Genomic DNA, 11,412 nt, shown 5'->3' with positions numbered 1-11,412 from the left:
TCGCGCCCATCGTCACATAGAGGCAATCCTTGTTGCCCAGCGTGAAGACTTCGCCATCGACCGTCACCGTGCCTTCGACACTGCCGACATTGACGATCGCCAGTTCGCGCCGCTCCAGAAAGGGATGACCTGCCGCCGAAGCAGGCTCGCTCTGCGCAGGCAGCTTGACTGGCGCATCCACCACCGCCACGCCGCCGATCACGAACCGCTCGGCATGGGTATAGTTCAGCACGCACTCGCCATCGCGGAACAGCCCGCCGATCAGATAGCGATCCCGCAATTCCTCGTTCGACACGCACTCCATCATGTCCGGATGCGTCGCATAATAGGTCTTCTCGAACATTGGGTATCTCCTCTCCGCCCTGCCCATTTGGACACCGGTGTCATGAAACGGCGATATCAGCTTGTGGCGGGCGGCGCAACCGATCCGCGCCGGATCAATGTCGAACTGAACATCGACGGTTCGTTGACTTCCGATCCCTCGCCGATGGCCGTGCCGATCAGTTTCAGCGCAGCCGCCCGCCCCATCGCGACGATCGGCCAGCGCACCGTGGTAAGCGGCGGCCATACGCGGGTCGTGACCGGCGTGTCGTCGAAGCCAATGATCGACAATTCCTCCGGCACGGCAATGCCCCGCAACCGCGCCGCATAAAGAACGCCCGCCGCCATCTCGTCATTGCTGGCGAAAATCGCGGTCGGCCGGGGCGACAGGTCCAGCAGGCTTTCGGAGGCCGACAGTCCCGATTCAAACGTATATTGACCATCCGCGATCAGGCTGCGGGGTAGGCTGATCCCGGCCTCCGTCAGCGCCAGTTCGAAGCCCTCACGCCGCTCTTGCGCGGACCGAAAGCCATGCGGCCCGGCGATCAGGCCGATCCGCCGGTGGCCCTGCGCGATCAGATGGCGCACCGCATCGGCTACCGCTTCCCGATCGTTCGATGCGACCATATGTTCGGGATCGTCCAACACCGCCGATCCCATGCGGACATAACGGCAGCCTTCCTCATCCAGCATCCGCGCCAGCGCGTCATTCTCCGACATGGGCGGCAGAATGACCACGCCGAACAGGCGCTGGCGGGTCACGAAACTTTTGATATCGTCCATCACCAGATTGGAGCCACGATCGACCGGGCGAATCACCAGCTCGAATTCGGTGCCGTGCAGCGCCTCCAATATCCCCTTCTGCATGCTCAGGATCATCTGGACGTTGGGATTGTCGTAGACGAGGCCGATCAGGAAATTGCGCCCCAGCGCCAGCGCGCGCGCTTGCGGATTGGGGACATAGCCGGTTTCCCGGATGATCGCTTCCACCTTGTCGCGGGTTTCCTGATTCAGCAGCGGCGATCGGTTGATGACCCGGCTGACGGTCTTTTTCGACACGCCAGCCATGCGGGCGATGTCGTTTATCGTCAGTTTGGGCGCCTGCCCCTCATCCTGCTTCTGTTTTGCCATGCCGCCTTATACCGCACAATCGATACGACGCCAGAACCGTCCGCTTGCCAATGACACCGGTTTCCATTACCGCATGTCCAACACAGATAAAAGGACGTTCGATGAGCGCAGACAATGGAGCAGGGAGCATCGCGGACCGATTTCTGGCCGCACGCCGGGCCGCAGAAGGGCTGGCCGCCTATCCAGGCACGCAGCCCGAGACGCTGGAAGAAGGTTATCATATTCAGGCGGAAGCCATGGCGCGGATCGCGGAACCTATCGCGGGCTGGAAGGTCGGGCGCATATTGCCGCCGCTGGATGCCCGCTATGGCTGCGACCGGTTGGCCGGGCCCATCTTCGCACCGACAGTAGCCTGGGTGGATGGAACAGCCCCGGCAACCGGCTTCGTATTCGCAGACGGCTTCGGCGCGGTCGAGGCGGAATTTCTGTTCAGGATCGGAACGCCGCCTACCCCCGATAAACAGCAGTTCACGCTGGAGGAGGCCGCCGCCCATGTCGATGCCGTGCATATCGGAATCGAGATCGCCAGTTCGCCTTTTCGAGGGATCAATGGCCATGGTCCCGCAGTGACGGTTTCCGATTTCGGCAATAATAATGGCCTGCTGATCGGACCGTCTGTGCCGGGCTGGAATGACGGTGCCTATGCCGATCAAAGGGTCGTTACCCGCATCGACGGGGTGGAGATCGGCGCGGGTACCGCTTCCGCCTTCAACCATGGCGCGATCGGATCGGTCCGCTTCCTGCTGGAAAATCTGGCCCAGCGCGGCATTGCTGTCGAAGCAGGCTGGTGGATTTCCACCGGGGCGGTTACCGGTGTCCATCCGGTCAGGCCGGGGCAGCAGGTGGAAACCGATTTCGGCCCGCTCGGCACCATCCACTGCCGGATCGAAGCCCAGCCAGCACGATAAGCAGCGGACGCCAAGAGCCGCAACAGGAGCAGGATGATGAAGGACATACGGATCGAGGATCGCCCGCCCACCCGCTATCGCTGGGTCGTGGTCGGCCTGTTGTTCGCGGCCACCGCGATCAACTATGTCGATCGCCAGATGATCGGGGTGTTGAAGCCCACCTTGTCGGCGGAAATGGCCTGGTCCGAAACCGACTATGCCAATATCGTCTTCTGGTTCCAGGCGGCCTATGCCGTGGGTTATCTGGGCTTCGGCCGGATCGTAGATCTGGTCGGCGCGCGCTTTGGCTATGCCATCGCCGTCGTCATCTGGACCATCGCTCATATGGCGCATGGCGGGGTGCATAGCGTCACCCAGTTCGCGATGGCGCGCTTTGGCCTGGGCGTCGGCGAATCCGGCAATTTCCCTGCGGGCATCAAGGCTGTGACCGAATGGTTCCCGCAGAAGGAACGGGCTTTTGCCATCGGCTTGTTCAACGCCGGGGCCAATATCGGCGCGATCGTGACGCCGCTGCTGGTGCCATGGCTGACCGTCGCCTATGGCTGGCGGGTCGCTTTCTACGCCACGGGCATTTTCGGTGTCCTCTGGCTGATCGCCTGGCTGACGCTGTACCGAAAGCCTGAAGCCCACAAGAAGATTTCGGCAGAGGAACTGGCCTATATCCGGCAGGATCCGGCCGATCCGGTTCAGCCCATCGGCTGGGGCCGCCTGATCACTGTTCGGGAGACATGGGCCTATGCGATCGGCAAATTCTGCATCGATCCGATCTGGTGGTTCTTCCTTTTCTGGCTACCGGGCTATCTGGGCACGCGCTATGGCCTGGACCTGCTGAGTTTCGGGCCGCCGCTGGTCGCCATCTACCTGTTGTCGGACCTCGGCAGCGTTGCGGGCGGATGGATGTCCGGGCGGCTGATGAAGGCGGGCAAGAGCGTCAATGCCGCGCGCAAACTGACCATGTTGCTGTGCGCCTGCGCGGTGCTGCCGGTATTTTTCGCCCAGTCGATCGACAATCTGTGGCTGGCGGTGTTGATCATCGGCATAGCGACGGCGGCGCATCAGGCTTTCTCGGCCAATCTTTACACATTGCCGTCCGACCTGTTTCCGCGTGGCGCTGTGGGATCTGTCGTGGGGATCGGCGGCACGGTGGGCGCGATCGGTGGCATGGCGATGGCCAAATATGCCGGCTATGTGCTCGACAGTATCGGCAGCTACACGCCGCTGTTCGCGGTGGCGGCGAGCGCCTATTTTGTCGCGCTGGCGGCGGTGCATCTGCTGTCGCCCCGACTGGAGCGCGTTAGCGTTGCGACCGAATAGAGTCATGGAGTGGCCCGCTGCGTCATCCGGCGGGCCTGAAATAGGATATGCGTCGTTTAACTTCGCATGTTTCCCGCATATTCTGAAATTTTGATGCGGGAGCAGGATATTATGTTGCGAAGGGCGCCTGACGTCCCCCGGTCATTCCATAGACCAGACAGGATGATGTAGGACAGCTTGGCGCACACCGCCCTTCGACAGGCTCAGGGCGAACGGGCATAGTGATACTACGCCCCCGCCGGCACCGGCGCGCGGGGGTCGATCAACTCTTCTTCCCGCAGCGCATGCCAGAAGGCGGCGGGGATGGGTCGGACCATGTGCGCGATGGCGCTATGCAGATGCGCGGTCGATCCGATGCCGGGAATGACGCTGGCCACCACCGGATGGGCCAACGGGAATTGCAGCGCTGCCGCGCCCAGCGCCACGCCAAACCGGTCGCACTGTTCCTCGATCCGCCGGACGTGGTCGATGATTGCGACGGGTGGCGCGCCATAATCATAATGGACCGGTCCGCCATGCCGCACGCCCTGCGCCAATATGCCCGAATTGAACGGTCCGCCCAGGATGATCCGCACGCCGCGCGCGACGCAGAGCGGCAGGAGTCCGTCGAGCGGCCCCTGCTCCAGCAAGGTATAGCGCCCGGCCAGCAGGATCAGGTCGATATCCGCATGAGCCAATATCTCCTCGCACACGGCAGTTTCGTTGACGCCAAGGCCGATCGCCCGCACCGCGCCGGCGCTGCGCAATTCCTGCATCGCCCGAAATCCGCCGTCCAGAAATTCGCGCATCCGGGCGGGATGGGCATCGCCATGGGCGAAGCGACCGATGTCATGGACGTAGAGAATGTCGATATGGTCGCGCCGCAGCCGAACCCTGCTCGCTTCCCAGGACCGCATGACCGCGTCATAGCTATAGTCGAAGCGGCTTTCATAGGGCTCGGGAGACAGGAAACCCTGCCGTACCTGCGACAAATCCGCATCGGGTGTCGCATCCAGCCGACGCCCGACCTTGGCCGAGAGTATGGCGGTCGCGCCCGGATCGATATCCGCCAGCGCCGCGCCCAGCCGCTTTTCGCTGAGGCCGAAGCCATAATGGGGCGCTGTATCGAAATAGCGCAGGCCCGCCGCCCAGGCCTGTTCGATCACTGACCGCGCCTCGTCTTCCGGGATCGCGCGATAGAGATTGCCGATCGCGGCCGCGCCAAAACCCAGCTTCCCGAAATCCAGCGTCATGACCGCCCCCTATGCCGCAAGGCCGTAAAAGGCGCGGGCCGCGCCCTCGAACAGGCGGGCACGACCAGCCGCATCGAGATCGCCCGCCAGACGCAGCGCATCATCGACCCAGTCGCTATAACGATCACCCATATGCAGCAGCACCGGCCAGTCGCTGCCCCACATCGTCCGATCACCGAAATGGGTCAGGATATGGGCGACATAGGGCGCCAACGCATCCGCCGCCTGCCCCGGCGCCTGTTCGGTGCGCAGGCCCGACAGCTTGCACCAGATGTTCGGCAGGCGCGCGAGCCCAGCGAGATCCTCGCGCCAGGGATCGAGCAGCCCATCGGCAGCGAAGGGCTTGGCGCCATGGTCGATCACGATCGGCAGGTCCGGCCAGCGATCGGCCAGATGCGCGATCACCGGCAGATGGCGGGGCTGGACCAGCGCGTCGAAGCGCAGGCCGTGGGCCATCATCGCCTCGATCGCCGGGGCGCAAGCGTCTCGCACTATCCATGCGCTGTCCTCGATCCCCTGCAACATCGGACGCAGGCCGACGAGCTTGGGATAGCGGGCGAGTTGCGCGATCCGCGCCGGCGCGCCGGGATCGTCCAGCGCGACCCAGCCGACCACGGCCAGAATCAGCGGATCGTCCGCCACGAGATCCAGCATCCAGTCGGTATCGCGATCGTCGGGCTGCGACTGGACCAGAACGGTGCCGGCCATGTCCAGCCCCTGCGTCGCGACGCGCAGGTCGGCGGGCAGGAAATCGCGATGCAGCAAAGGCCAGTCGGCGTCCGGCCAGACTTGCCCCGGACCGCCGATCCGCCAATAATGCTGATGCGAATCCAGGATGCGCGGCCGCGCCATGCGTTGCTCATCCATGGATCAATCCCTCTCCAGCCACCGAGCCTTGCGCTCTTTCAAAACATACGACATCATACAAATTTCAAAGCGGCTGTCCATGCCGCTTCGACACAGATTCTAAAGAAGGACATCAGAAAATGAAATTATGCCGTATCGGGGATGCCGGTCAGGAACGCCCCGCTCTGGTCGACGCCGATGGTCATATACGCGATCTGTCCGCCCATGTCGCCGATCTTGATGGCGCAGCAATCGGGCCGGATGGCCTTGCCCGGCTGGCGGCGATCGACCCGTCGAGCCTGCCGCTGATCGAAGGGCCGGTCCGTTATGGCCCGCCGGTCGCGGGCACGCGCCAGTTCGTCGCCATCGGCCTCAACTATGCCGATCATGCCGCCGAATCCAACTTGCCGATCCCGGCGGAACCGGTCGTGTTCAACAAATGGGTGAGTTGCATTCAGGGGCCGAACGATCCCGTCACCATCCCGGCCGGGTCGCGCAAGACCGATTGGGAAGTGGAACTGGGCGTCATCATCGGCACCACCGCGCATAATGTGAGCGAAGCCGAGGCGCTGGCCCATGTTGCCGGTTATTGCGTGGTCGATGACGTGTCCGAACGCGAATGGCAGACCGAGCGCGGCGCGACCTGGGACAAGGGCAAGGGCTTCCCGACCTTCGGCCCGGTCGGCCCCTGGCTGGTGACCGCCGACGAAGTGGGCGATCCGCAGGCCCTGTCCATGTGGCTGGACGTCAATGGGGAGCGCAAGCAGGATGGCAGCACGAAGACGATGATCTTCACCGTCGCGCAGATCGTTGCCTATGTCAGCCAGTTCATGACGCTGCTGCCCGGCGATATCATCACCACCGGCACGCCGCCGGGCGTGGGGCTGGGCCAGAAGCCGGAACCCTGGTATCTGAAGTCTGGCGATGTCGTGAAACTGGGCATCGAGAAACTGGGCGAGCAGGAACATCAGTTCGTGTGATTCCGACTGGCTGGCGGCGTGATCCGGGTTGCGATGCGCCAGCCGGCAGGACCACCCCCGGCGACCTAAATGCCCGCCCCTCCCTTTCGTGCCACGACACCATGGCAGGAAAGGAGGGGCGGGTTTCAGTTGTCAGCGCAGCCGGGTGAAGTGGAAATTGCGCACGAAGGGCGCGCCGTCGCCATTCACATTGGCGGCGGATTCCGTCATCTCGCTGCCATCGGCGGACAGGGCATAGACGCGCACGGAGCCCAGCCTCTTGTCCTTCGCCAGACTCATGACCAGCACGTCGGACGCCGGGGAATTGAAGGCAGCGCTGTCCGCTTCCCCCGTATCGCCCTCGCCCGGCGCCATCCGGCCATCGCGGCGATATTGGACCGCCATATGCCGGACACCGCCATCCTGCGCGGTGATGTCGATCTTCGTGCGCCATTGCCCTGCGCCGGCATCCTCGAACGTATAGAGGACACGCCTGGGCGCGGGGCCGTAATCCTCGGGCATCCGGCTGAGGTCCAGTTCCCATGTGCCAAGAAATGCCGAACTATGCGGCGGCGGCGTTTGCGCTATCGCCTGCCCGTTCAGTAGCAGGGCGGCGGCCGGTAAGATCAGGGCGCCCAGGCGCCGGTGCAGATAGGACATAGACCTTCTCCATCTTGTCGGGGCAATGGCCCCGTTGCTGCTTTTCCGCGACGGGCGTGTCGCGTCACGGCACCGCATGGCAGGCGCACGGCCTCACGCTTCGGGGCGGTGCGCCCGAAGGGACTGACAGGCTGATGATCGGGCCGACCGGCCGCGTTCGCGCTATCCCGATCGCGGGACGCCGAGCGGCAGGCGGGCGTGCCATCGTGCCAGAATGGCGACGATGGCCAGCTCAATGGCGGCTATGCTCGCCAGCAACAATGCCTGTCGGCTGTTGAGGAAGAGGATGCTCATGAAGAGGATGAGCGTGACCGCGCCGGCCAATATGGATGTGCCCGTCCGGGTGACGCTGGCCCAGTCCCGCTCCAACATGCCCCATGCAATCCGCACATGGCCAAGGCCAATCAGAAGCTGGAGCAAGGCCAGCGGCAGGATCGCGCTCTGATAGATGCTGCGCAGAAGATGCTCATAGGCGCTGCCTTCCAACAGTGCGCCGACAAGGCCACCGCCGCCGGGATAGAGATAGGGAAGCCCGAACAGCGCGCATCCGACCTGCAAGGCCGCCATGGGCAGGATCAGGCCAAGCGCCAGCGCATAGCTGGTCAGTATGAAACGGCCTTCCTCGACACGCAGCATGTCGCGCCATGCCGCGATCAGGCAACCGGTCGCGAAGCGCAATTGCGCACGGTCGACTACCGCCATCTCATATTCGGCCTCCATCGCCATCGCCCATTCCCGCCGGCTTTCGCCCATGGCGGCTATGGCAACGACCATGATGGCGCGGGACAAGGAGATTGTCATGCCAGTGCCTCCCCCGATGAACTGGTCGCCGAGTTGCCCGGCCGCTCCCCCTGTCGGTCCAGTGCCAGCGCCATGCCGGCGGCGGTCAGCCGATAGGCATGGCGTGGCGGGCGCCCCGGTTGCGCCGGCTCGCGCCATTCGGCCTCGACCAGCCCCTGTTCCGTCATCCGCATCAGCAAGGGATAGAGCGTGCCGGACGCCAGGCCCGTCTCTTTCATGAGATCATAGCCATGCCGCCAATGGCCACGCGCCCCGGACAAGGCATCGAGGAGAATGTGCATCTGCTTCGAGGGTTGTCGTTTCCGGCTCATGCAAACAAATCAACATATGTAGATTTAAGAGTCAAACGGATATTTGCACCCGGAGCATGGTGTCGATTGACAGCCCGTTACCGCACTGTTTAAACGTCATACATATTATCTAAATTGGAGCAGGATATGGGACGGCTGGCAGGCAAGACCGCGCTGGTGACGGCAGCGGGACAGGGGATCGGCCGCGCCACGGTAGAGGCTTTCGTCCAGGAAGGCGCGCGCGTCATTGCGACCGATGTGCGCGCCGAGACGCTGGCGGATCTGGACGGGGCGGAAACCCTGGCGCTGGACGTTACCGATGCCGACGCGGTCAGGGCCGTCGCGGCGCACTATCCGGACCTCGATATCCTGTATAATTGTGCCGGCCGGGTCCATGCCGGCACCATATTGGACTGTGACGAAGAGGAATGGGCCTTTTCCAACAACCTGAACGTCACCGCGCAGTATCGCATGATCCGCGCCGTGCTGCCGAACATGATCGCGCGCGGTGGCGGGTCGATCATCAACATGTCCTCCATCTGCTCCAGCATCAAGGCGGTGCCCAACCGCTTTGCCTATGGCGCGACCAAGGCGGCGGTGATCGGCCTGACCAAGTCGGTGGCGGTCGATTTCGTGACCAGGGGGATACGCTGCAACGCGATCTGTCCCGGCACGGTGGAGACGCCATCGCTGATCCAGCGGCTGCATGACACCGGCGATTTCGACAAGGCCTATGCCGAATTCACCGCGCGGCAGGCCATGGGTCGCTTCGGCCGGGTCACGGAACTGGCGGCGCTTGCGGTCTATCTGGCGTCGGACGAGTCCGCCTTCACCACCGGCACGGTCAACGTGATCGACGGCGGCTGGGTCAACTGAACCGCATCAGCGCCAGCAAGAGCGCAGGACGAGGAGAGAGAGGATGAAGGGCAGCTGGTGCATGGCATTGGCAGCGGTGATGCCGGTGGCGGCGACCGCGACCGCACAGGAGGGACCGGTGCAGGTGCATGTCTCGCCCACGGGCGACGACAAAGCCCCCGGCACCCAGACGCGGCCGGTGCGCTCGCTGACCCGCGCGCAGGCGCTGGTACGGCAGCATAATGCGAAGCGCGATGTGGCGGTCATATTGGCAGACGGTACCTATGGCCTCGACGCCCCTTTGCTCTTCCGCCGCGCCGATGGCGGGCTGAATGGTCATGTCGTGACATGGCGCGCGGCCGAAGGCGCGCATCCAATGTTGTCGGGCGGGCAACTGGTCAGCGGCTTCAAACCCTATGATGCGGAGCGTCGCCTCTATGTCGCGGACGTACCAAAGGGGATCGACGCGCGCCAGCTCTGGGTAGACGATACGCTGGCCGAGCGGCCCTGGATCGAAATCCGCGCGTCGGACGTCGCCTTCGACGCGAGCGGCTTCACCATCACCAATCCCGACCTGCAATGGCTGTCCTCGCTGGCGCATCCCGAACGGCTGGAATTGCAGGCGACCGGCTTCTTCACCGATCGCGTGTCGCCGGTACAGGCGATCGCGGGCCACCGCGTCACCATGGCGCAACCGGCCTGGGACAATAATAGCTGGGGCTATGACACGATCACCAAGCCGATCTTCCCGCAGGACAGCCGGTTGTTCCTGGCCAATGCGCTGGAATTTGTCGACAAGACCAATGAGTGGCACAGCAAGCCCTATCAATGGGTGATCGATCCGCAGGCGGGCAAACTCTATCTGCGCATGGGACTGGACGAGGATATCGCGCAGCGCCGCATCGTCCTGCCGCGCCTCGAAACATTGGTGTCGATCAGCGGCACCCCCGCCGCCCCGGTTGAACGGCTGCGGTTCGAAGGGCTGCGCTTTTCCCACAGCAGTTGGCTCGGCCCCTCGCGGCCGACCGGCTATGCCAATCAGCAGAGCGGTTCCTTCCTGCTCGAAACCTCGCCGATCCGGCCAGTGGAGGCGTGGAAGACGTGCGGCTGGGGCTGTGTCGAATTTGAATCCATGCGCCAGAAATGGAACCAGATGCCCGCCGCCGTGCAGCTATCGGCGGCGCGCGACATCGTCTTTGAACGCAACCAGTTCTCGCAACTGGGGCAGATCGGCCTTGGCATCGGCAACAACCCGGATGCCAACCTCTCGGGCGTGGGTCTGGCCACCAGCAACATCCGCGTGTCGCGCAACCGCTTCACGGTCTTGTCGGGCAGCGCGATCATGGCCGGCGGCATCCGGGCGGAGGCGCATCATCCCGATGACCCCGCGCTCATCAACCGCGACCTGACGATCGCGGACAATATCGTCGCCACCGTGTCGCAGGATTATAAGGATAATGCCGCGATCCTGACTACCTATGTCAGCGGCGCGCGGATCGTTCATAACGACATCAGCGACGCACCCTATGACGGCATCGCCGTGGGCTGGGGCTGGGGCTATAATGATGCCGGTGGCAATCCCAATTATGACGAGAATGCAAAGGGCTATGTCCATAACGTCAAATATACGACGCCCACGACATTGCGCGATACGCTGGTGGAAGGGAACCGCATCCATGGCGTAAAAAGCTGGTTCATGGATGGCGGGGCGATCTACAATCTGTCGGCCAATCCCGGTGCGATCGTACGCGGCAACCACATCTTCGACATTGGCGACAAGATTGCCATCTATCTGGATGAAGGATCGAAGCATTTCCGCGTGACCGGCAATGTCGTGGAGACGCGCGGCAAATGGCTGAACATCAATACGGCGGGCAAGATGTACAGACGCCGGATCTCGACCGACAATGTCGCGACCGGCAACTGGCATATTTCCAACAGCACGGGCGGCCGCTGGCTGGAGGAAATCGGCAATGTCGCGCGCGACAATATGCTGCTGCCCAATCGCGACTGGCCGGCCGATGCGCAAAAGGTCATTGATGAGGCGGGCGTGCGTCCCTGACCTTGCGCTGACAACTAACCCTGTCCCCCCGCT

At 63.4% G+C, this 11,412-nt stretch carries 11 protein-coding genes and 1 pseudogene; 5 read left to right on the top strand and 7 right to left on the bottom strand.

Annotation, left to right across the window (positions count from 1 at the left end):
* A pseudogene (locus tag RQH62_RS20075) lies at positions 1–343 on the bottom strand (5-dehydro-4-deoxy-D-glucuronate isomerase); the annotation flags it as partial.
* Positions 344–399: 56 nt separating this feature from the next.
* Positions 400–1,452, bottom strand: coding sequence for a LacI family DNA-binding transcriptional regulator (locus RQH62_RS20070; protein WP_311270422.1), 1,053 nt, complete (start codon positions 1,450–1,452; stop codon positions 400–402).
* Between the two features lie 101 nt (positions 1,453–1,553).
* Here RQH62_RS20070 and RQH62_RS20065 point away from each other — a divergent pair, with 101 nt between their 5' ends.
* Together RQH62_RS20065 and RQH62_RS20060 are read left to right on the top strand one after the other, a co-directional pair.
* Positions 1,554–2,360, top strand: coding sequence for a 2-keto-4-pentenoate hydratase (locus RQH62_RS20065; protein ID WP_311270421.1), 807 nt, complete (start codon positions 1,554–1,556; stop codon positions 2,358–2,360).
* Positions 2,361–2,393: 33 nt separating this feature from the next.
* A complete protein-coding gene (locus tag RQH62_RS20060) occupies positions 2,394–3,674 on the top strand; it encodes an MFS transporter (RefSeq protein WP_311270420.1) in 1,281 nt (426 codons plus the stop codon).
* A gap of 227 nt (positions 3,675–3,901) precedes the next feature.
* On the opposite strand, the gene RQH62_RS20055 is transcribed toward RQH62_RS20060, so the two are convergent.
* Positions 3,902–4,906 (bottom strand): aldo/keto reductase, encoded by a 1,005-nt coding sequence (locus RQH62_RS20055; RefSeq protein ID WP_311270419.1) that lies wholly within the window; start codon positions 4,904–4,906, stop codon positions 3,902–3,904.
* 9 nt (positions 4,907–4,915) lie between these two features.
* On the bottom strand, positions 4,916–5,773 hold the full coding sequence (locus RQH62_RS20050) for an amidohydrolase family protein (protein WP_311270418.1): 858 nt from the start codon (positions 5,771–5,773) through the stop codon (positions 4,916–4,918).
* 119 nt (positions 5,774–5,892) lie between these two features.
* Between RQH62_RS20050 and RQH62_RS20045 the strand changes: the two genes are divergently transcribed.
* The gene (locus RQH62_RS20045) at positions 5,893–6,732 is read left to right on the top strand and encodes a fumarylacetoacetate hydrolase family protein (protein WP_311270417.1); all 840 of its coding nucleotides are present in this window, start codon (positions 5,893–5,895) and stop codon (positions 6,730–6,732) included.
* 132 nt (positions 6,733–6,864) lie between these two features.
* On the opposite strand, the gene RQH62_RS20040 is transcribed toward RQH62_RS20045, so the two are convergent.
* The 3 genes from RQH62_RS20040 to RQH62_RS20030 form a co-directional block, all read right to left on the bottom strand.
* Entirely contained in the window at positions 6,865–7,371 is a 507-nt protein-coding gene (locus RQH62_RS20040) for a hypothetical protein (protein WP_311270416.1), read from the bottom strand.
* A 162-nt stretch (positions 7,372–7,533) separates the two neighbouring features.
* A complete protein-coding gene (locus tag RQH62_RS20035; protein WP_311270415.1) occupies positions 7,534–8,172 on the bottom strand; it encodes a hypothetical protein in 639 nt (212 codons plus the stop codon).
* Entirely contained in the window at positions 8,169–8,483 is a 315-nt protein-coding gene (locus tag RQH62_RS20030) for a PadR family transcriptional regulator (protein ID WP_405053574.1), read from the bottom strand. The genes RQH62_RS20035 and RQH62_RS20030 overlap by 4 nt, the downstream gene beginning before the upstream one ends.
* A gap of 126 nt (positions 8,484–8,609) precedes the next feature.
* Between RQH62_RS20030 and RQH62_RS20025 the strand changes: the two genes are divergently transcribed.
* Both RQH62_RS20025 and RQH62_RS20020 read left to right on the top strand, forming a co-directional pair.
* Positions 8,610–9,338 (top strand): SDR family oxidoreductase, encoded by a 729-nt coding sequence (locus tag RQH62_RS20025; protein WP_311270414.1) that lies wholly within the window; start codon positions 8,610–8,612, stop codon positions 9,336–9,338.
* 43 nt (positions 9,339–9,381) lie between these two features.
* Entirely contained in the window at positions 9,382–11,379 is a 1,998-nt protein-coding gene (locus RQH62_RS20020) for a right-handed parallel beta-helix repeat-containing protein (protein ID WP_311270413.1), read from the top strand.
* Positions 11,380–11,412: the final 33 nt, after the last annotated feature.

Source organism: Sphingobium sp. WCS2017Hpa-17, from assembly GCF_031843765.1.
Classification (GTDB): Bacteria; Pseudomonadota; Alphaproteobacteria; order Sphingomonadales; family Sphingomonadaceae; genus Sphingobium.
This window is presented reverse-complemented; position numbering and strand designations above follow the sequence as displayed.